The organism is Coprococcus sp. BIOML-A2 (assembly GCF_009875795.1).
GTDB lineage: Bacteria > Bacillota > Clostridia > Lachnospirales > Lachnospiraceae > Coprococcus > Coprococcus aceti.
The window spans coordinates 137,344-155,941 of sequence record NZ_WWSI01000002.1 but is presented as its reverse complement, the minus strand read 5'-3'; the positions used below and the strand labels follow the sequence as shown (position 1 = coordinate 155,941).

The window sequence follows — 18,598 nt, the reverse complement described above, 5'->3', positions numbered from 1 at the left end:
ATGTATAACGGAGACGAAAAGTTAATCAGTGACGGCGTGTATCTGCCATACACAATGCTCAACTTTTGGCAATGGTCTCTCTCGAATATCCAGTTCGGGATGACAAGAGGAACATTTGCCGATTTCATTGTGAGATGCTCGCTTGACAGCGGCGGTATCATTACACGCCCCGACATCGGTACAGGTTTTGAGCCTTACGACCTTGAAGGACCTGTGATACCATCCACCGGAAAAGTATCTCGTATTGAGGTCAAATCATCTGCATATCTCAACTCTGAGACCTGCAAATATTCGGAGAGGGCATCTTTCAGCATCGCTCCGGCAAGAGTTCCTGTCGATGGCGATTACAAAAAAGACTCGCCTCAGCAGCGGAACAACGACCTCTATGTTTTCTGTCTCTACACCGCAACAGACAATCGAAGAAACATTCTCGACCTGTCTTGGTGGGAGTTTTTCGTTCTGCCTACATACCGGATTGAAGAAAACGAGAGTCTGTGCAAGCAGAAAACCATTTCCATAAAGCGTGTCAAGGAACTATGTCCTACGCTTTCATTCAATATGCTGTGCAATGCAATCGTGGAGTCGTGCAACTCCATTCCTGCAAATAATCAAATAGGTTCTACCCCCCCCCGAACATCCGTTCAGTTTTGAGGTGTAGACTTGAGCCGCTTTTCTCTCTTGAGATGGCGGCTTTTGCATAAAAAATAGACTGCCTCCGGGAATTGAGACAGTCTTGCTCGCTAACGCCAAATACAGAAATATCCCGAACGATTTCTCGCCGGGATACTCATGTCGTCTTTGGGAAGAAGAACTACATGGCTCTGCATTTGGATGACATTATGGGGTCTGTTGGCTACTACCATACTATCATTGGAATATTCCAATTTCAACCTTACATTTTTCTCACATTCCAATTCAGTATGTATTGTGCGTTTCGTATAGCCGCAGGGAGCGTTTATTTCCTACATTCCGAGCAAATATACCGCCAATATCTTGCAGGCTATTCCTATGTCTCTGTAAACGATTTTCTCACTGATGTTTTCCATCTCAGCAATTTCTTTCACATCGTGTGCCTCGTCATCAATATACATTGCGTGCAGTTCTCTGTATCTTCTCTTCGCCTCCTCGCTTGAGGAATTGTCAGCCTCTTTCTTATACAGTGCCATAGCCTTGTCGATAGACTGTATCTCGAATGAGTCTTTTTTTCTTTTGTTCTCAACAGACCTTATCCTGTTGTCTGCTTTCTCAACAACATCAAGTCCGCTTCCCATCAAATCTCTCACAAACGCCCATCTCAGTTCAATCTTCTCATCCTCTGTGAACTCTTCGGTCTCTGCCAGTGATGCTTTCACCCTGCGGTAGGATTGGAGTTTCTTCTTTGTGATGCGAACATTCTCATTATCTTTTCGCTTCTGAGTTTTCTGTTCTTCGGAACGATATGCCTCAACCGCTCTATCGGCTGCAATGGCTGCTAAGTCGTTGAGTTGTTCCTGTGTTAATGAATATCTTGCCTCTTTCATCAGCCGCCTCCTTGACTTTCTATGCCTTATAGCATATAATTTTTCTTACCAGTATTGAGTCGCTAAGTGAGGCGGCTCTTTTTCTTTGTCATCTTCTATGGTTTCTCGCATTCGGGCAAGTAGCAAAGTGAGAAACATATCCAAATCCAGTTGCTTCATCTGCATTGATGCCAGTGACGCAGGCGACTACATCGCCGCCCGGTGTCACAATTCTTTCCTTGCCATGAGGGTCAGTCTTGTAATTGACAATCTTCTCATTCACAGGCATGGACTTTCCCGACTTCATCTTTACAAATCGGATTTTGGCTCCGCAACTCCTGCATCTTCCTTCGTTTCCGTACATCCTTCCGCCTTTCTGCTCGCATCCGCTGCTGCTGCACATACCGCCATAGCATCTTCGAGTCTGATTGCAAGCATGATATTTGTCTGCACATCTCTAATGGAGAACGTACCAGTCTCTACGCTCGCAGACACATTTGCTTTTGTCTGTGACTGCTTGAATGGATAGCCAGTTTTCTGTCTCTTCTGCGTGAACTTGGTTCTTACGCAGTCAGTCCTTAACTGAACACCATCAAGCGGACCATTCTTCGGATTGTCATTCTGATAAATCTTATTCTCTTCCATTACCTTCTCCCTCCGAAACGCTTTTTCTTAGTAGGGTTCATCCTGCGTGATGCAGGATGTCCTTTCTCTCTCCAAATCTTGTCAAAGAAGTAATGGAACATATCTGTTGTTCCGCTTCTCTTATAACTCTGATTTCTTGCTACTTCTCTTGCTAACTTTCTCATCGTGTTGTCTCCTTATCTTCGCTCGCTGATAGTTCATCCATGCCTTAATCAATTTTACAGTTACCCTTAACATCAATACTCCTCCGGGTCATCGTATCCGTAGTCATCCCCAAATTCGTCTGACATATCTTCCTCGTCCTGCGGACCGTCCTCCGGACTTCCATCGGACGCATCATCTTCCGGCTCATTCATAGGGAGTGCAGGTATCTTTCTTCCCTCGAGAACCTCTCCCTCAACAACTTCCGCATCGGTCGCAGGCTCCTGTGCGTTCTGAACCTCCATGTCAAAGATACTCATTTGGTCTCTTCCGGTAATAGGTCTGAGTACATACTCGCCTTTCTCATTATCCCAAATCATCTCCATGCCATCGCAGTTCATATCGCCTTTCTGCTCATTCTTGATTTGCAGAACTGAGCCGACCTTATGCTGAAACTTTGGAGTATGTACAACTCTCATATCTCCCTCGATGTTCGGGTCTCTGTTCTGAACCGTTTCCTCTGTGAATGACACATCAATCGTGATTGTCATTTTGCCCTCGAGACTGCCCTTTTCCGCCATGTTGGCGAGCAGTTTCTGTAACACTTGGTCTGCATCCGTTCTTAACTTCTTGAATGTGTCATCCTCGAAATGCAGTGTCGTTTCCTCGATGAAACTTCCCATACTATTTTTCCACCTTTCCAAATTGAATATTGTTCTTTATCATAAACTCCTTTACAGACAGTATCTGAGCCTTTGTTCCTCTAATTGTGAACGATGCCTTATAAATCTTGGTGTCAGTATCCTTGTCTGCAAATGGGTCTACAACCTGTGCATCCTTTGACTGTTCCGGTACGCTTTCCGGCTGTCTTGGTACATTTTCCGCAGGAATTGATACGCTTTCTGCTGCTTTTGGTACGCTTTCTTCCTGTTCCTGCACATTTTCCGGTTCGGTTGGAGGATTGATAGCCTCTGCCGCTTTGGCTGCTTCCTGCTCTATCCTGCGTTCCTCAGCCTCTTCTCGAGCCGTTTTTTCCTCCTCTGCCTTGCGGTCAATTTCTTTCATTCTGCCAACTTCGCTGAGAACCGATGTCATATTTCTATCCTTACGGAAGTAGTAGTCCTTAGCATACGCCCTGTACTTCTCTTCAATCATAGTCTCGATTGCTCTGAGGTCTGTATCTGTTCTGCTGATTTCCTTAGAAATCTCCTCCTTGCAGGACTTGAGAGATGCCGTCTTATTAAGCCACTTCGGATTGAAAATCATATCGAAGGTCAGAACATCTTCCAACTCTCCGATATTCTCCTTGAAATACGAAATTAACTCCTGCTTCTTATCTTCCTTGACCTTTTCCTCGTACGCCAACAACTGCTCGTCAATCATCACTATCGGCTCATCTATCATAGCCACAACTTCCTTGACCTCAGCCTCAAACGCTTCGTACGGAGCCATCAACGCTTTCTTGACTTGTATTCTCCTGTCGGAAATATCCTTTCTCATAGCATTGAGGGTTGCCCTGTCTTTCTTGGCATCCTGCATCTGCTCCTCTGTGTAGGTCAATCCAGTGTACTGCTTCGTGATTTCCGCAACAGCGTTCATAATCTGTTCTTTGTTCCAACCGATTTTTTGAAGGAATTTTCCCTCATCCGGTTGACTGATTACCAGTGATAATTCTTCCATAAATGTCATCCTTTCTGTATTTGTTTTATGACGACCTCAACTCTCGGCTGCTCTGAGTAAAACTTTCTCACTTGAGCATCTACCACCGCTGAGTCATCGTGATATGCCACCAAGTTCAGACTGTCGCAAATTATCTTCCCAATATTATCGAAGTCCGGTTTCTTGGTCGGGCGAATATCCTGTGCCAACATTGCAGCCTTTTTCTTCTTGCTTGCCGATTTCGGGACCTCATAAAATGCAAATATCCTTACATCGAGCATTGCATCGTCGGGAAACATATAGCCATGTGCCGTTTGAGAATAATACAGTTTCACGAGATTTTCGTATTCAACCGTTTCTTTCGGCGTATATGCTGTGCTAAACTTCCCTCGGTTTACCACTCTCGGTCGCTGCTTGCCGAATGGCTTGCCGGGAATGGTAAATCTTATCTCATTCATCGCTTCCATCCTCTCTGTACACCTTGAGGAAGTAGTCGATAGTCTTTCCGGTTTCGGTTTTCTTTCTCTTGCCCGGACCAACTGTATAGCCGTTCTCGTGGAGAATTGCTGTTACTGTTTTTCTATCCTCGAGTTTGGCAATACTGATTTCTGCAATCATTTTCAGCATCTTCATCCCTCCAATATCTGTTTGGTTGCTGCATATCGAGATGCCGCCTCCCTTTTTCTCCAAGAGAGACCGCTTACCTTGACCGGATAGCACATCTCGAATATCCTGTCGTAAATTCTGTTGTATCGAATGTCCTCGCAGTTCTTCATCTGCTCCATCGTGAGGTTCGTTGTCAGTATGATTGGCTTGTTGCTTCGGTATCGGCTGTCTATGATGTCATACACCCTTTCAAGGGAGTAATCCGTTCCTCTTTCTGCCCCGAGGTCATCTATGATAAGTAGCTTGGACTGGTTCATTTTCTCAATCTTGCCGTTGTCATCATCGAATGTTCCAACCTCCTTGAGTATCTTGATGAACGATGTCATTACAACCGATGTCCTGCGGTCGAGCAGTTCATTTGCAATCACTGCCGCAGCATAACTCTTTCCGGTTCCCACCGGACCCCACAGCAACAATCCTTGATTATTCTCATACATCTTTTCAAAATTCACGATGTAATTCCGAACTATTTTGAGGAGCCTTGTATTATCGTCTGTCTCTGTGAACGACTCTAATCTCGCCTGCGACAGCTTGTCATCCATGAGACTGAGTTTTCTCAATCCCTCTACGACTCTCATTTCTTCCTGTCGCTTCTGTTCCCTGTCGTAGGCATCCCGCTCTTTCTTCTCGCAGGAACACATGATGTGTACTTTCATATCACGAGTTCCTTCCGAACCGTCCATGAGTGGGAACGGTAAAATCTTCTGTGTCGGCTCTCCGCATACAGAACAATGCAGGAGACCATCTTTTCCCATATTTTCTTGTCTTTCCATGTTATCCCTCCCAGTCTGCATACGGATTGTCGTCATTGTTTCCAGTTGCTGTTACGGTCGGCGTGCCTGTTTTGATAAAATCAGCAAACGGTGTGGTGTCTGATAAAAAGGTCTTTGGATGCTTAATGAATTTCTGCTCCGTTCTCTCATTCAGAACTTTGGTCCTATAATTCTGTGCTGCTTCCAACAATTCAGCAGGAGACCAACCATCTTTTATCCTTGTCTTGTATTTCTTGTAGGCATCGCCTTTTCCAATTTTACGAGGATACACGCTCCACCACTCCTCGAAATCTTTCGTATATCCCTCAGCCTTGCTTTTAACTTCCGGCTGTTGAGGAATTGTAGGTTCCGATGTGCTGATAGCAGGCTCCTCCTTTCTTACAGGCGGTGCTTTCTGCCGAGATGCTAATTTCTTAGCGGCTCTCTCCTTGCGTTTTCGCTCCTTATCCTTTTCTCTTGCTGTCATAGCCTTATACCACTGTTCCTGCCATTCTCCCCAATCATGGAGATACAAGTCTGTGTCAAGGTCTATCCAACCTGTCGTAATGAGTGCATCAACTGCCTTGAGCGGGTCGATTTCCTCATTCAGTCCAACATAAAGAACCTTTGCAATGTCTGCTCTTGTCGCTCCGATTATCCTGCCCTCGCTGTCCGCATTGTTAATGCCCCACAGCCACAGCGTAACCAACATTCCAAGAGCCTCATTCTGACTGCAATTCAACTCTTTGGCGAGAGTTCTCAGTTTTCCACCTACCACCTGTTCGTGAACGCTTATCCACGCCATTGATAGATACCTCCTAAATTCCGGATGTAAGGTCGATAATGGAAATCGGTGCTTTCAGAACCCTGTTGTGCCTGCAACAGTCGCACAATTCGCATTTGTCCGGCTCCCTGTCTCCATTCTTAACCATCAACACTCTGTTGATATTTGCAGATACTACGCTCAGAGCCTCATCGAGATAGTTCTGAGTAATCTGAATGATACGGATGTCCGGTTCATTCTCCTTTGTTACCGCAGCGATAAAGAACGGCAATTTCTTTCCGGTGTTGAGTTCAACAATCTTCTGATAGATTGCTCCTTGGATGTCGTATCCCCAATACCTTACAAAATCGAGGTATCCGATATCCTTGACCCATTTCAAATCAGTAATGGATGCCATCACTTTCAAATCTACAATGGCAACTCCCGGAATGTATGAGTCCATCTTGATTTTCCAGTCGCACCCAAACAGATTGCCTGTCATAATTCGCTGCTTCTCTCCCGAGAGATACTTCATAAAGTACGCATCCCTCTCAATGCGGGCGATGATTTCCTCTGCTTTCTTATACGGTGCTTTCAATTCACCTTTCTGAGTGAAAATTTCCGGATTTCTTTTCTTGAAGTCATCCAGTGTTCCCTCGATATACGAGTCCACATAGCTTCCGACTAACAACGCTGTCGATGGCTCCGGGTTCCACCTCTCCTCTAACTTTTCCATTGCTTCAAACTCACACGCCATCTTCCCATAGGTGCCGTTGAAGTCTTTGAACTGGCTTACGGACATATACGCCTTATTGGCTTCCTTTCCGTAATAATTCTCTGCTGTCAACTCCATAATGTCTCCTTTCTGCTACTGAGTGATGTCGAGTTCTTCCGGCTCGTCATCCTGTTCGCCGCTCTTATCTTCAATCTGAGCGAATGGGTCCTCAGCCTCGATAACATCCGGCTGATTGTCTCCATATTCCTCATTGCCATCCTCATCAAATGTCTTTTGGTCGTCTGCAATCGCTCTCTGCATCTCAACAGACAGGATGCCCCACTTGCTGAGGAGTAACTTAATAACGGTTTTCTTTGCCATTGCATCGAAGTCCGTAGACCACTTGCTGCTTGTCTTGTTGTCATTCAAATCGTATCTGTACGACTGTGAATACTTCTTTGCGTGGTTCGTTACCTCATTCTTACTCATATACAGTTCTTTGGTAAAACCGGATACGAGGCGGAACCATGCGTAATAACCGACAATCTTGTCAGTCTCTCCATTCTCTCGCTGATGCGTCTGTGAGAAATCGGTCACAAACTCGCATTCTCCTGTAATCGGGTTATATGAGCGAAGTTCATCCTCGTAAACCTCCGAACAATTCATCTTCTCGTACTGTCCGGTTCTGATTGCCAACTGGACAAAGCCTTTGTACATCATTTGGAACTGCGCAAGGTCCTTTTTGACCCACTGACCTGTTTCTTTATCCTTGAAACTCTTCTTATACGGAACCAATGCCGCAAATCCGAGATTGCTGTCGATTGGCAAGTCGAATGATGCTGCTACAAATGATGCTGCCATGATACTGTTCGCTTCACACTGCTTCAACTGTGGTGATGCTGACACCACGTTTACAATGGATGCCATGAACTGCGGTGCTTTCTTTCCAAGAACATCTGTAAATCTTTTCTTGACAGTATCCTCATTCAGCAGTAATTTTACCTGCTGAACCGGACCAATCTTTCTTTCCGGCTGTTCTACTAACTGCGTGTTTTCTGTCATCTTCTTACCTCCTTTATGACGCTGCCACGGAGTAACTTTCTCCGAACAGGTCGAATAATTCATTTGCCGTCATATCTTCTATGCACTCTTTGCATATCCCGCCACTCCCGGTGTCGTAATACTCATCGCCCTCGTAAATTCCCTCTCCACATTCCTTACATCTCATAAGCGGTACAGGTTCCGGAGCGTTAGGACATCTCGGGTGGCATGGAAACTGTCTACACAGGCTGCACATTCGCAACCGCCTCCTTTTTTCTTTACAAGTTCCATCGTCCTTTTGTTTATCCAACTTCTGAAACAAGCGTTTTTCAATTCATCCGGTAGCAAAAGCAAGATATATTCAGCAGGTGCGTCTATCAGTTCCATTTTTCTGAAACAATGTCTGACAACACTGTCGGCAACCTCATCCGGCATACCTGTCTGTCTTTGAAACTCGTCTACGATTTCTACCATCTTCTCTGCGATTTCTTGGTCTGACATCTTTGCCCTCCTCTCCGAATACTCCGAGTACATCTCTCACGATATTCGGTATGAGATATACAGCCATCAGAATGACCGGAAGAATAAAGAACTCGCCTCCGACTTGGAATGAACCTCTCTGTCGATAGCAATATTCCATTGCCTTCCTTGTGAGGACGAGTCCTAAGACTATCCAAAACCAATTTTTGATGATATATCTCCTAATCTTTCTCATCGTCTCACTCCTTTTCTGTGTAAAAATAATGGTCTTGATGCTTGAACAGGAATTTCAGATTATCTTCATGCCATGTGGAGGAACTCTTACTTTCAAAGTACAATGCACCTTCGCTTTCATCCCATCCTTGCATAACCATCTCGAGAGCATCCCAACAATCTTTGTTCGGAATGGTCTGTTCAAACTTTCCCTCAAGCACCGGACTGAACTGTCCGTCATCGTAAATCACATCTTCCACGGTGTCCGGAAATTCATTGTCGCCCCATGCTCTATTCAGAACCACAAGCATTACAAGTGCTTTCCCTTCCGTGTCTTGATTTCCTGCCTCAGCCATCGCTATTTTGGCAAGCAGATAACTGTCATAAGCATCGACCGTATCGTATGTGTATGTGATTATTCTTTCCTCCTGCACGGTCGCTTTTGGTGTCTCTTGTGGTATGGATACAGGCTGCTGTGTCGGGGTTGCTGACGCTTCAATGCTCGAATTGTCTTTTCCAAAACTTGTGACACCAACTGCAAGATATATTGCTGCTCCTATGACGGCTCCCATTCTCGCTTTACGCCGCAGGGAATTTATTTGCTTTCTTGTCATCATCCGCTCCTCCTTTCAGCGGCTGAGTAAACATTCCAATGTCTATTCCTGTGGATGCGTTCACTGCCGCCTCAAACTCTTCATCATTCATAATTCCAAATTCCTCTCTGAGGAAAGTTCTCAATTCAGCAGCACCCACTTAAACCACCTATCCTTTCAGAGCCTTTTCTCCTGCGAGTTTCAACTCACTGATTGCTACCGACATCTCGTCGAGTTTGCTGATAATTTTCTCAAGCGTAGGTTTTTCATCCTCTGAAATAACGCCATCCGCTGCTATATCTACCAAATCTTTCTCAATGTTCTTAATTTCATTGGAGTCGAACTCTCGAATAAGCCTTAATGCAATGCCCTCTATTCCACTCACTGATGTTGCCAGTGGAATATGCTTCCCGATAGGACATTCATATTTGCAATATCCGGTTCTCAACTCCGGGCAGTTATACAAATCTGCCATCAAGACAACTTTATCGACCGGAACAAACTTCGTTATTCCCAATTCGTAATCTGCCAAGGTCGATGGGGATATTCCGAGCATCTCTGCTGCTCCCTCACGGCTTGATAGCTTTTCGTTGTACAATGCTGCCTGCTTTCTTGCACGAAAGTACACATTTTGGTTCTCTTTCGTACCGCCATTCCCCATGTTGTACTGCCTCCTTTCGGCTTATAATAATCTTAATTTAGCGAGCAGGCTGTTTCTGCGATATTGAGTACATCGCTGATTGCTTTTATCGCCGGTTCGGAAAATGCTCTTCCGTTCACGATAGCCGATGTGTACTCCCTTGTGAGTCCAACTTTTGATGCCAACTCAGCAACGGTCATATCCAGTTCAATCAATCTGATTTTTGCCTGCTTGCACCACGGCGATAACACTCTTGCCATTCGATTTGCCCTCCTTCCTATCACGCTTTGTAATTTACATTTCGATAGTCGTGTGGTAAAATCGAATTGTATATTGCCATTTCTTAATGAATTGCGTGATGTAATTGCTTTACTGAATGTATTAGTGTTTTGTAATTTACGACTACATTCTAATTGGAACTTTCCAAAAAGTCAATAGATTTTCTTGGAATTTTCAAATTATTTTTTGGAGGTGTCCTAAATGACGATTGTAGACAGACTCGTTGCTCTTATGGATGAGCGTAACTTAAAACCTGCTCAAATCACGAGAGAACTCGGTATCTCCGGGTCATCTTTCACTGACTGGAAAAAAGGCAAAGGCAGTCCTTCCCTTGATGTCGTTGTGAAATTTGCAGATTACTTCAATGTATCTCTCGATTACATTGTGCGTGGTGTGGATTTCAAAGACCCGAATGTGGATAACTCATTGGAAATTTCCAACGCTCGTGAACAAAAGTGCTTAAAGAAGTTCAGAAAACTGACTCCCGACCTACAAGACCGCCTGCTCATCTATGCGGATGGCATGATTGCTGCTATGCCCGATGATGAGTACGGAGAAAAAAGATTGTCAGTATAAAAGACTATATCGAAAGAAGGAAGGCTCATGGTATTCAACGGAAGCGAACATTTCATAGCAAACGGAGAAGAAATCTCCGTGACGATGAGTGATTTTTGGAAGTGGTCTTATCCGGATTTTCTTGATAACAGCCGCCGGAACACTCTTTCAAAATTTATTGTGGCTTCGTCCATAGGACAGTCCGGGCATTTTCTGCCGGACGGCTCTGCTCAGTGGACTCCATACGATATGCTTACAGGCGATGGATACAGATTGCAAATCGAGGCTGCATCATATCTGCAATCGCAGGATGAGGAGCATCCCGATTTCATATCCTATCCGATAAATGGGATGCCGGATGCTTATGTATTCAGTCTTTATAAGGCTACTTCCCCATCCCAAAATCCTCTTAATCTTGACCTGTGGGATTTTTTCGTAATCTCCCGCAAGACTCTGATTGAGGATAACTCATCAAGAAAAACTATCACGCTGCCAAGATTGCAGGAACTCGGCGTTTGGCAGAGTGATTACTTCGGCATATCCGAAGCAATATTAAAAGCATTGGATGTCTGATACCTCGGACATCCTTTTTAGATTGGAGATGATATTACATGATGCAGAATAGAACTGCTCCTGCCTCTACCAACAGGGTTGCCATCTATATCAGAGTCTCTACGACTCATCAGATTGATAAAGACTCGCTCCCTATGCAGCGACAGGATTTGATTGCGTACGCAAAACTGATGCTTAATACAGACGATTATGTTATATTCGAGGATGCAGGATATTCCGGAAAGAATACTGACAGACCAAAATTTCAAGAAATGATGTCCCAGATACGGCAAGGGGCATTTTCCCACCTGCTCGTGTGGAAGATAGACCGTATCTCCCGAAACCTGCTCGACTTTGCAACGATGTACAAGGAACTCAAGGACCTCGGCGTGGTGTTCGTATCCAAAAACGAGCAGTTCGATACTTCTACTGCTATGGGCGAGGCTATGCTGAAAATTATCCTTGTCTTTGCTGAGTTGGAGCGAAACATGACTTCCGAGCGTGTTACTGCGACTATGATTTCTCGAGCGTCAAACGGTCAATGGAACGGCGGCAGGGTTCCGTACGGATACAACTACGACTACGAGACAAAGGATTTTTCAACCAATCCTATCGAGGCTGAGATTGTTCATCTCATACATGACAAATACGAGGAGATGCGTTCTTTAGTCCGTGAGTCACGCTATCTGAACGAAAAGGGATTGAGGACTCGTGCCGGGAACCTGTGGAACCCTGTATCGCTGCACATCATCCTGCATAACATATTCTACTGTGGAGATTACCGATACAATGTCTTGAAAGAGGGCGACAGGCAAAAGGTCAAGGACGAGTCCGAATGGATAACCGTTGAGGACCATCACGATTCAATTATCTCCCGAGAGCAAAAAGAGCGTGTCATTGCAATGTTGGATGCAAACAAACGACTCGACCGAAAGCGTAACACCTACCAGTCAGAAAAGTATGTCCATGTATTTGCAGGACTCCTGTACTGCGGAAACTGCGGAAAGCCGATGGGAGCCACGCCTGCGGCAGCAAAAAAAGACTGGCAGTATTCCAAATACACCTGTCCTACCCGCAGGAAACTCGCCTCTGCCTGCAATGGCAAATTTACATCAGACCCTATCGTTGGAGAGTTCGTATTCAACTATGTTCTAAATATGCTGAATGTTCAAAAGAATTTTGCAGGCATCCATTCTCCCGAGGAGTTGCAGGCTGCATTGCTGATTGGAAATACATTCTCCTATATCGACCATATAGATGAGGACGGTCTGAACGACCTTTTCAATATGCTTTCTTCCGGAAAAATCAAAGGAACTGTTTTCGGCAAGTCTGCCAAACTAAAGAAGAAAAAGGTTGTCTCCGAATTATCGAAACTACGAAATGAAAAACAGAAAATCGAGCGAGCCTTAGACCGACTCACAAAATTGTATCTATATGCCGAGGATGCAATGCCGGAGTCGGAATTTATCATTCAGAAATCAAAACTGACTGAGGCTTTGGATGAGGTCAACGAGCAGATAGGTTTTTCAAATACGGACGAATGGAACCAATCTGTATCTGACGAAGAATTTGTCCGCAGGGCATCAGAGTTCATCATTGCTCAGAAACTTACAGACAGAAATTATGTGTCTTACAAGCGGCTTGCCACTTCTGTCGATACCTCTGTCATCAAAACATTCGTGCAGAGTATCATCGACAGCATCATCATGGATGCCGGGCAAGTAAAACAAATCATATTCAAAAATGGTCTGTCACACACTTTCATATTCAAATAAAATAAGCCGGGGCAATTACTGCTCCGGCTTTCGTTCTGTATTCACTATGCTGATACCTGTACTCCGTTTTCAAAAATCGCTGCCACCCAGTATCCGTATTTCTCATGGCGAGCCTTATTTGAGTCTGTCTTGATGACTGCTGTTCTTTTCCCATTGCTCATCACATATACTGGAGCGTTCTTCTGCTCACTGAACTTCTTTGCGGCTTCGAGATTTGCCATTGCCTCAACCTCGTCAACATCTTCCTTCGGCTCTTCGTCTGTCACTTCAACGACCTCAGAACTCATAACTCTGTAATATGCTCCGTACTGGTTCTTTCTCTCTGAGAGAACTGCTTTGTAGGTTTCATCTCCTGCGGCTGCTGTCACGATGATGTTCTTCCCATCCTGCTCTGCTGTCTTGATTTCAACTTCCTTACCTACTGCCTTTGCGATTGCCATTGCCATTTTATCGTTCATCATATCAATTACCTCCTGTTGGGTGTTTATGTTTTGTTTTATCTTGACTTTACGATAGCATGACCTACCGCCATTGCAAGTGTTTTCCGCATTTTTACAGATTTTTCACGCCAAACAAAATGCCGACACCCCGCAGAGCATCGGCAATTTAATCATTTCTACCCCAAATGATGTAATTGAAAACTTTGATGACGAAATTGATTACTTCACAAATGTAAGATTTTGTGTCAAATAATCAGCATAGCATCGCCAAATGAGAAGAATCTGTACTTCTCCTCAACCGCCACCTTGTACGCCTCAAGTATATGTTCCCTGTCGTAGAGCGCAGAAACAAGCATAAGAAGCGTTGACTCAGGCAGATGGAAATTTGTGATGAGCGCGTCAATAACCTTGAACTTGTATCCAGGATAAATGAAAATATCCGTCCATTTGCTGCCTGCATGAACTGTTCCATCGTCGTCCGACATAGACTCAAGAGTTCTGGTACTTGTCGTTCCAACGGACACAACTCTTCCGCCTGCAGCCTTTGTCTCGTTGATCATATCAGCAGCATCCTGCTCTATGATACAGAACTCAGAATGCATGTGGTGATCTAGTATGTTCTCTTCCTTCACTGGTCTGAACGTTCCAAGTCCGACGTGAAGTGTTACATGCGCGATTTTTATTCCCTTCGCTTTGATCTGGTCAAGCAGCTCTGTTGTAAAATGCAGTCCGGCGGTAGGTGCTGCCGCAGAACCGTCATGCTCTGCATAAACTGTCTGATATCTGTTCTTGTCCTCAAGCTTATGTGTGATATATGGAGGGAGTGGCATCTGTCCCAGCTCGTCAAGGATCTCCTCGAATATTCCATCGAACTCAAATCTGATGAGTCTGTTGCCCTCCTCAACTATATCGACGACCTCACCCACAAGTTTGCCCTTTATAAGTCCTGTCTCAGGGTCAGGTTCATTTGACTCTGAACCAAATACTATACGAGCACCCACCTTACACTTTTTGCCCGGTTTTACCAGAGTCTCCCATGTACAGTCGTCCTTTCTCTTCAGAAGAAGAACCTCTATGGATGCTCCCGTATCCTCCTTGACGCCCATAAGTCTCGCCGGAAGAACCCTTGTATCGTTGATGACCAGACAGTCTCCCGGATTCAGGTAGTCTATCACATCATAAAAGTGCTTGTGCTCTATCGTATTATCTTTTCTGTCCAGGACCATGAGACGTGACTCACTTCTCTTGAGGAGTGGGTCCTGTGCTATAAGTTCCTGTGGCAGATCATAGTAAAAGTCTGTTAATTTCATCATATCGTAATTCCTCACATATTTATTCACACAAAAATAACTGTCTGACGCTGGATATATACAATATCTCCGCGCCAAACAGTTACATATTATACTACTATCACAAATATTTCAAGGATAGCGCCTATTACGCTCTGATCTCGATTCCGAGCTTTCCAAGCTCCTTGAGGATCTTGGAAATGATTCCATCGACCTCTGACGTCTCAAGTGTTCTATCCTTAGCACGGAATGTCATTGTGTAAGCCACTGACTTCTTGCCCTTTGCGATCTGCTCACCCTCGTATACATCAAAAAGTTTGTAGCTCTCAAGCAGCTTGCCGCCACATTTCTTTATGACTTCCTCTATCTGTCCGACAAATATTTCCTTGTCCACAACAAGACTCAGATCTCTTGTACTTCCAGGGAACTTTGCGATTCCCTCGTACTTGGTATCGAAGTTTGAAAGCATAACCAGTGTAGGCATATCTATAACTGCAACATATACCTCCCCCTTAAGGTTGTAGTTGTCACATACCTCAGGATGTACCTGTCCGATAAATCCAATTGTCAGGTTGCCCTTCTTGAGCTTTGCCTGACGGCCCGGATGTAGGAATGTGTACTCTGACTCAGGCTCGTATGTCACCTGTCCCTTGAGACCAACCTTGTCTGTAAGCTCCTCGAGAACTCCCTTGAGATCAAAGAAATCTCCCTGACCATACATACCGATAGTCAGCTTCATTCTCTCCTCTGGAAGCTCTGTGAGTGGAAGTGACTTTGGAAGGTATACATTTCCGAACTCATAAAGTCTTGCGATCTTGTTCTTTCTATTATAATTTGTTGCCAGTGATGTGAGAACACCGTTCAGTGATACAGTTCTCATGATACTGAAGTCCTCACCGAGAGGATTTGCTATTGTAACGGTCTTTCTAAACTCGCTGTCAGCAGGCAGAAGCAGCTTGTCAAATACCTTAGGGCTCTCGAATGAGTAGCACATGCCGCCAGAGAAACCATTTGCCTCAAGGACATCCCTTGCGATGGCATTGATCATCTGGTCGTATGGGAGCTTACCAACTGTTGCCTCACCTCTTGGAAGTGATACAGGAATGTTGTCGTATCCGTAGAATCTTGCAACCTCCTCTGCCAGATCTGCCATGCAGTTCAGATCCTGTCTGAAGCTTGGCACATCCAGTGTGTTAGTATCTGCATCATATGTGAGTCCAAGTCTGCCGAAGTAGTACAGCATCTTCTCAGGCTCAACATCTGTTCCGAGAAGCGCATTCATCTTGTCAGGCTCAAATGGAAGCTTCTTGTCCTGTACAGGATTTGGATACACGTCAACAGCTCCGCCGACTACCTCACCTGCGCCCATCTCCTCAATGAGCTGACATGCTCTGTCTATTGCCTCCATAGCAAGATTTGGATCAAGACCCTTTGTGAACTTGGCTGCCGCATCAGTTGCAAGTCCGATTCTTCTCGATGAAAGTCTGATATTTGTTCCATCGAAGCATGCTGCCTCAAAGAGCAGTGTCTCGATGCTGTCTGTTACCATGGAGTTCTCTCCACCCATGATTCCGGCGATACCGATCTCCTTCTCGCCGTCACAGATCATCAGAACATCATGGTCGAGCTTTCTCTCCTGTCCATCAAGTGTTACAAATGTATCTCCGTCATTTGCACGGCGGACAACGATCTTGTTTCCAGCTATGGTGCTGAGATCATATGCGTGCATTGGCTGTCCGTACTCTTCCATAACGTAGTTTGTTATATCGACAAGGTTGTTGATCGAACGGATTCCCTGTGAAGCAAGTCTCTGCTGCATCCACTTTGGTGAAGGTCCGATCTTCAGGTTCTTGACAACCCTTGCTGTGTATCTAGGGCAGAGGTCAGGATCCTTTACCTCTACTGATATATAGTCATTGACGTCCTCGTCATTTCCTGTCTTTGTTACCACTGGTGGGTAAAATGACTTGTCAAATGTAGCTGCTGCCTCTCTTGCCATACCGATCATTGAGAAACAATCAACTCTGTTGGATGTGATCTCGTATTCGACAACAACATCGTCAAGTCCAAGTGCCTTCACAGCGTCATCGCCCGGCTTCACACCTGACTCCACCGGGAATACATACACGCCATCCTCCGGTGCTTCCGGATAGAAGTCTCTTGATGAACCAAGCTCCTCTATACCGCACATCATACCATTTGACTCAACTCCTCTGAGCTTACCCTTCTTGATCTTGATTCCGTCAGGGTATTCATTGTTATCGCCGTGTGCTGCCGCAACCTTACCACCGTCAAGTACAAGTGGGATGAGATCATTGACCTTTACATTCTTTGCTCCGGTCACGATCTGAAGAGGCTCCGCCTGTCCAACATCTACCTGACATACTACAAGCTTGTCCGCATCCGGATGCTTCTCCATAGTGAGAATCTTGCCGACAACGATCTTGTCAAGATTCTTATCCTTCTGTTCGTAACCCTCTACATGTGATCCTGAGAGAGTCATGGCGTCTACAAACTCCTGAGCTGTCACGTCCAGATCAGGAACATATGCCTTTATCCATGAAATTGGTGTATTCATCTATTTGTCCTCCTATTTATCATTGAACTCCAGCCATGCAAAATTTGCCTTCGGCAAATGGCTGGAGCTGCATGTCAAGTTTTCACAGAAAACTTGACACATACTTAAAACTGGTCTAAGAATCTCATGTCGTTCTCGTAGAGAAGTCTCATGTCATCTATCTCATACTTGAGAAGTGTTACTCTCTCAAGTCCGATTCCAAATGCAAATCCTGAATATACCTCAGGATCTATTCCACAGTCGCGGAGAACCTTTGGATGAACCATACCACAGCCAAGGATCTCTATCCAGCCGCTGCCCTTACATACTCGGCATCCCTTGCCGCCGCACTTGAAGCATGTGATATCACACTCTGCTGAAGGCTCTGTGAATGGGAAGTGGTGAGGTCTGAACTTGACCTTTGTGTTCTCACCGAAGAACTCCTTTGCCCACTGCGCCAGTGTTCCCTTGAGGTCTGCCATGGTGATTCCCTTGTCTATCACAAGTCCCTCTACCTGATGGAATGATGGTGAATGTGTTGCATCTACCTCATCAGCTCTGAATACTCGTCCAGGTGAGAGGATTCTTATAGGAAGATTGCCCTTCTCCATGATTCTTGCCTGAACAGGTGATGTCTGTGTACGAAGGAGGATATCCTTTGTAACATAGAATGTATCCTGCTCATCCTTTGCAGGGTGATTTGCAGGGATGTTCAGCAGCTCGAAGTTGTACTTGTCGTACTCTACCTCTGGTCCCTCAACTATCTCGTAACCCATACCGATGAATACTCTCTCCAGATCTTCAAGTGCTATCTGGTTTGGATGTCTGTGTCCTGTAAGCTTCTTCACTCCTGGAAGAGTTACATCTATGGTCTCTCTCTTCATCTTCTCTGCACGGAGTGCCCTGTTGATGGACTTTGTCTTCTCATCAAGGGCTGTCTCGATGGCCTGACGCGCCTCATTTACCATCTGGCCTACCTTTGGTCTGTCCTCCGGTGCTACATCCTTCATGCTTTTGAGAACCTGTGTGAGTTCTCCCTTCTTACCGAGTATCGCCACCTTCACATCGTTAAGTGTCGATACAACCTCTGCGCTCTCGATCTTGGCAAGAGCCTCTGCCTTGATGGCTTCCAACTTGTCTCTCATCGTATTTCTCCTTTTTCTATTTATAGGGATTTCAATGTGGATCCTATATTAATTACTTCCATATATAAGTCACGGAATTGCCCGACTACGGCTTCCGCAATTCCTACAGTAATTCGCGCTCCGCCCTATCGGGCTATGCGCTCATTCCTCTTTTTGGCGTTTACCGGGATTGCTCCGCGCTGCGCGCTCTCTCAATCCC

Annotated in this window: 26 protein-coding genes; 4 read left to right on the top strand and 22 right to left on the bottom strand. The window is 45.1% G+C overall.

The window, feature by feature from the left end; translation table 11 throughout:
• Complete coding sequence (locus GT575_RS04755) at positions 1-651, top strand: hypothetical protein (RefSeq protein ID WP_161171594.1); 651 nt, start codon at positions 1-3, stop codon at positions 649-651.
• Between the two features lie 311 nt (positions 652-962).
• Here the strand turns inward: GT575_RS04755 and GT575_RS04750 are convergent, their stop codons facing one another.
• The 18 genes from GT575_RS04750 to GT575_RS04670 form a co-directional block, all read right to left on the bottom strand.
• A complete protein-coding gene (locus tag GT575_RS04750; protein WP_161171593.1) occupies positions 963-1,520 on the bottom strand; it encodes a MerR family transcriptional regulator in 558 nt (185 codons plus the stop codon).
• An 88-nt stretch (positions 1,521-1,608) separates the two neighbouring features.
• Positions 1,609-1,806, bottom strand: coding sequence for a hypothetical protein (locus GT575_RS04745; protein ID WP_243147840.1), 198 nt, complete (start codon positions 1,804-1,806; stop codon positions 1,609-1,611).
• A 2-nt stretch (positions 1,807-1,808) separates the two neighbouring features.
• Positions 1,809-2,144 (bottom strand): hypothetical protein, encoded by a 336-nt coding sequence (locus GT575_RS04740; protein WP_117552158.1) that lies wholly within the window; start codon positions 2,142-2,144, stop codon positions 1,809-1,811.
• Positions 2,144-2,308 (bottom strand): hypothetical protein, encoded by a 165-nt coding sequence (locus GT575_RS04735; RefSeq protein WP_161171591.1) that lies wholly within the window; start codon positions 2,306-2,308, stop codon positions 2,144-2,146. Before GT575_RS04735 ends, GT575_RS04740 begins: the two co-directional genes overlap by 1 nt.
• A gap of 72 nt (positions 2,309-2,380) precedes the next feature.
• Positions 2,381-2,968: a hypothetical protein gene (locus GT575_RS04730; RefSeq protein WP_161171590.1), complete on the bottom strand. Its 588-nt coding sequence runs from the start codon at positions 2,966-2,968 to the stop codon at positions 2,381-2,383.
• 1 nt (position 2,969) lies between these two features.
• Entirely contained in the window at positions 2,970-3,965 is a 996-nt protein-coding gene (locus GT575_RS04725; protein WP_161171589.1) for a DUF1351 domain-containing protein, read from the bottom strand.
• A gap of 5 nt (positions 3,966-3,970) precedes the next feature.
• Entirely contained in the window at positions 3,971-4,402 is a 432-nt protein-coding gene (locus GT575_RS04720; protein ID WP_117552161.1) for a RusA family crossover junction endodeoxyribonuclease, read from the bottom strand.
• Positions 4,395-4,571, bottom strand: a complete 177-nt coding sequence (locus GT575_RS04715; RefSeq protein WP_161171588.1) for a hypothetical protein — start codon at positions 4,569-4,571, stop codon at positions 4,395-4,397. Before GT575_RS04715 ends, GT575_RS04720 begins: the two co-directional genes overlap by 8 nt.
• 2 nt (positions 4,572-4,573) lie before the next feature.
• Positions 4,574-5,383, bottom strand: a complete 810-nt coding sequence (locus GT575_RS04710) for an ATP-binding protein (RefSeq protein ID WP_161171587.1) — start codon at positions 5,381-5,383, stop codon at positions 4,574-4,576.
• A 1-nt stretch (position 5,384) separates the two neighbouring features.
• Positions 5,385-6,167, bottom strand: coding sequence for a hypothetical protein (locus tag GT575_RS04705; RefSeq protein ID WP_161171586.1), 783 nt, complete (start codon positions 6,165-6,167; stop codon positions 5,385-5,387).
• Between the two features lie 13 nt (positions 6,168-6,180).
• Positions 6,181-6,978 (bottom strand): PD-(D/E)XK nuclease-like domain-containing protein, encoded by a 798-nt coding sequence (locus GT575_RS04700; protein WP_161171585.1) that lies wholly within the window; start codon positions 6,976-6,978, stop codon positions 6,181-6,183.
• Between the two features lie 15 nt (positions 6,979-6,993).
• Positions 6,994-7,902, bottom strand: coding sequence for a recombinase RecT (locus GT575_RS04695; protein ID WP_161171584.1), 909 nt, complete (start codon positions 7,900-7,902; stop codon positions 6,994-6,996).
• A 13-nt stretch (positions 7,903-7,915) separates the two neighbouring features.
• Positions 7,916-8,137 (bottom strand): hypothetical protein, encoded by a 222-nt coding sequence (locus GT575_RS04690; protein ID WP_161171583.1) that lies wholly within the window; start codon positions 8,135-8,137, stop codon positions 7,916-7,918.
• Between the two features lie 168 nt (positions 8,138-8,305).
• Entirely contained in the window at positions 8,306-8,596 is a 291-nt protein-coding gene (locus tag GT575_RS04685) for a hypothetical protein (protein ID WP_161171582.1), read from the bottom strand.
• A 4-nt stretch (positions 8,597-8,600) separates the two neighbouring features.
• A complete protein-coding gene (locus GT575_RS04680; RefSeq protein WP_243147839.1) occupies positions 8,601-9,188 on the bottom strand; it encodes a cell wall hydrolase in 588 nt (195 codons plus the stop codon).
• Positions 9,154-9,279: a hypothetical protein gene (locus tag GT575_RS15285; RefSeq protein ID WP_264294162.1), complete on the bottom strand. Its 126-nt coding sequence runs from the start codon at positions 9,277-9,279 to the stop codon at positions 9,154-9,156. The genes GT575_RS04680 and GT575_RS15285 overlap by 35 nt, the downstream gene beginning before the upstream one ends.
• Before the next feature lie 57 nt (positions 9,280-9,336).
• Positions 9,337-9,828 carry a helix-turn-helix domain-containing protein gene (locus GT575_RS04675; RefSeq protein ID WP_161171580.1) on the bottom strand — a complete coding sequence of 164 codons (492 nt, stop codon included), beginning with the start codon at positions 9,826-9,828 and terminating at the stop codon, positions 9,337-9,339.
• Between the two features lie 32 nt (positions 9,829-9,860).
• A complete protein-coding gene (locus GT575_RS04670; protein ID WP_117552171.1) occupies positions 9,861-10,067 on the bottom strand; it encodes a helix-turn-helix domain-containing protein in 207 nt (68 codons plus the stop codon).
• Between the two features lie 220 nt (positions 10,068-10,287).
• Here GT575_RS04670 and GT575_RS04665 point away from each other — a divergent pair, with 220 nt between their 5' ends.
• Genes GT575_RS04665 through GT575_RS04655 form a run of 3 tightly spaced genes read left to right on the top strand, consistent with a single transcriptional unit; the run spans position 10,288 to position 12,968 of the window.
• On the top strand, positions 10,288-10,662 hold the full coding sequence (locus GT575_RS04665) for a helix-turn-helix domain-containing protein (RefSeq protein ID WP_161171579.1): 375 nt from the start codon (positions 10,288-10,290) through the stop codon (positions 10,660-10,662).
• Positions 10,663-10,689: 27 nt separating this feature from the next.
• On the top strand, positions 10,690-11,214 hold the full coding sequence (locus tag GT575_RS04660; RefSeq protein WP_161171578.1) for a hypothetical protein: 525 nt from the start codon (positions 10,690-10,692) through the stop codon (positions 11,212-11,214).
• 38 nt (positions 11,215-11,252) lie between these two features.
• Positions 11,253-12,968: a recombinase family protein gene (locus GT575_RS04655; protein ID WP_161171577.1), complete on the top strand. Its 1,716-nt coding sequence runs from the start codon at positions 11,253-11,255 to the stop codon at positions 12,966-12,968.
• Between the two features lie 44 nt (positions 12,969-13,012).
• Here GT575_RS04655 and GT575_RS04650 read toward each other — a convergent pair whose 3' ends face one another.
• The 4 genes from GT575_RS04650 to pheS form a co-directional block, all read right to left on the bottom strand.
• Entirely contained in the window at positions 13,013-13,429 is a 417-nt protein-coding gene (locus GT575_RS04650; protein ID WP_161171576.1) for a hypothetical protein, read from the bottom strand.
• Positions 13,430-13,653: 224 nt separating this feature from the next.
• Positions 13,654-14,718 (bottom strand): tRNA preQ1(34) S-adenosylmethionine ribosyltransferase-isomerase QueA, encoded by a 1,065-nt coding sequence (queA, locus tag GT575_RS04645; RefSeq protein ID WP_161171775.1) that lies wholly within the window; start codon positions 14,716-14,718, stop codon positions 13,654-13,656.
• 127 nt (positions 14,719-14,845) lie between these two features.
• The gene (gene pheT / locus GT575_RS04640) at positions 14,846-17,275 is read right to left on the bottom strand and encodes a phenylalanine--tRNA ligase subunit beta (protein WP_161171575.1); all 2,430 of its coding nucleotides are present in this window, start codon (positions 17,273-17,275) and stop codon (positions 14,846-14,848) included.
• Positions 17,276-17,379: 104 nt separating this feature from the next.
• A complete protein-coding gene (gene pheS, locus GT575_RS04635; protein ID WP_015533215.1) occupies positions 17,380-18,399 on the bottom strand; it encodes a phenylalanine--tRNA ligase subunit alpha in 1,020 nt (339 codons plus the stop codon).
• Positions 18,400-18,598: the final 199 nt, after the last annotated feature.

Coding starts and splice junctions, on each gene's coding strand:
- pheT (WP_161171575.1), bottom strand. CDS start 17,275: ATGAATACACCAATTTCATGGATAAAGGCATATGTTCCTGATCTGGAC.
- pheS (WP_015533215.1), bottom strand. CDS start 18,399: ATGAGAGACAAGTTGGAAGCCATCAAGGCAGAGGCTCTTGCCAAGATC.
- GT575_RS04685 (WP_161171582.1), bottom strand. CDS start 8,596: ATGAGAAAGATTAGGAGATATATCATCAAAAATTGGTTTTGGATAGTC.
- GT575_RS04650 (WP_161171576.1), bottom strand. CDS start 13,429: ATGATGAACGATAAAATGGCAATGGCAATCGCAAAGGCAGTAGGTAAG.
- GT575_RS04690 (WP_161171583.1), bottom strand. CDS start 8,137: ATGTGCAGCCTGTGTAGACAGTTTCCATGCCACCCGAGATGTCCTAAC.
- GT575_RS15285 (WP_264294162.1), bottom strand. CDS start 9,279: ATGAATGATGAAGAGTTTGAGGCGGCAGTGAACGCATCCACAGGAATA.
- GT575_RS04700 (WP_161171585.1), bottom strand. CDS start 6,978: ATGGAGTTGACAGCAGAGAATTATTACGGAAAGGAAGCCAATAAGGCG.
- GT575_RS04730 (WP_161171590.1), bottom strand. CDS start 2,968: ATGGGAAGTTTCATCGAGGAAACGACACTGCATTTCGAGGATGACACA.
- GT575_RS04705 (WP_161171586.1), bottom strand. CDS start 6,167: ATGGCGTGGATAAGCGTTCACGAACAGGTGGTAGGTGGAAAACTGAGA.
- GT575_RS04665 (WP_161171579.1), top strand. CDS start 10,288: ATGACGATTGTAGACAGACTCGTTGCTCTTATGGATGAGCGTAACTTA.
- GT575_RS04710 (WP_161171587.1), bottom strand. CDS start 5,383: ATGGAAAGACAAGAAAATATGGGAAAAGATGGTCTCCTGCATTGTTCT.
- GT575_RS04725 (WP_161171589.1), bottom strand. CDS start 3,965: ATGGAAGAATTATCACTGGTAATCAGTCAACCGGATGAGGGAAAATTC.
- GT575_RS04680 (WP_243147839.1), bottom strand. CDS start 9,188: ATGACAAGAAAGCAAATAAATTCCCTGCGGCGTAAAGCGAGAATGGGA.
- GT575_RS04695 (WP_161171584.1), bottom strand. CDS start 7,902: ATGACAGAAAACACGCAGTTAGTAGAACAGCCGGAAAGAAAGATTGGT.
- GT575_RS04675 (WP_161171580.1), bottom strand. CDS start 9,828: ATGGGGAATGGCGGTACGAAAGAGAACCAAAATGTGTACTTTCGTGCA.
- GT575_RS04670 (WP_117552171.1), bottom strand. CDS start 10,067: ATGGCAAGAGTGTTATCGCCGTGGTGCAAGCAGGCAAAAATCAGATTG.
- GT575_RS04745 (WP_243147840.1), bottom strand. CDS start 1,806: ATGAAGTCGGGAAAGTCCATGCCTGTGAATGAGAAGATTGTCAATTAC.
- GT575_RS04735 (WP_161171591.1), bottom strand. CDS start 2,308: ATGAGAAAGTTAGCAAGAGAAGTAGCAAGAAATCAGAGTTATAAGAGA.
- queA (WP_161171775.1), bottom strand. CDS start 14,718: ATGAAATTAACAGACTTTTACTATGATCTGCCACAGGAACTTATAGCA.
- GT575_RS04715 (WP_161171588.1), bottom strand. CDS start 4,571: ATGCTGAAAATGATTGCAGAAATCAGTATTGCCAAACTCGAGGATAGA.
- GT575_RS04655 (WP_161171577.1), top strand. CDS start 11,253: ATGATGCAGAATAGAACTGCTCCTGCCTCTACCAACAGGGTTGCCATC.
- GT575_RS04660 (WP_161171578.1), top strand. CDS start 10,690: ATGGTATTCAACGGAAGCGAACATTTCATAGCAAACGGAGAAGAAATC.
- GT575_RS04755 (WP_161171594.1), top strand. CDS start 1: ATGTATAACGGAGACGAAAAGTTAATCAGTGACGGCGTGTATCTGCCA.
- GT575_RS04740 (WP_117552158.1), bottom strand. CDS start 2,144: ATGGAAGAGAATAAGATTTATCAGAATGACAATCCGAAGAATGGTCCG.
- GT575_RS04750 (WP_161171593.1), bottom strand. CDS start 1,520: ATGAAAGAGGCAAGATATTCATTAACACAGGAACAACTCAACGACTTA.
- GT575_RS04720 (WP_117552161.1), bottom strand. CDS start 4,402: ATGAATGAGATAAGATTTACCATTCCCGGCAAGCCATTCGGCAAGCAG.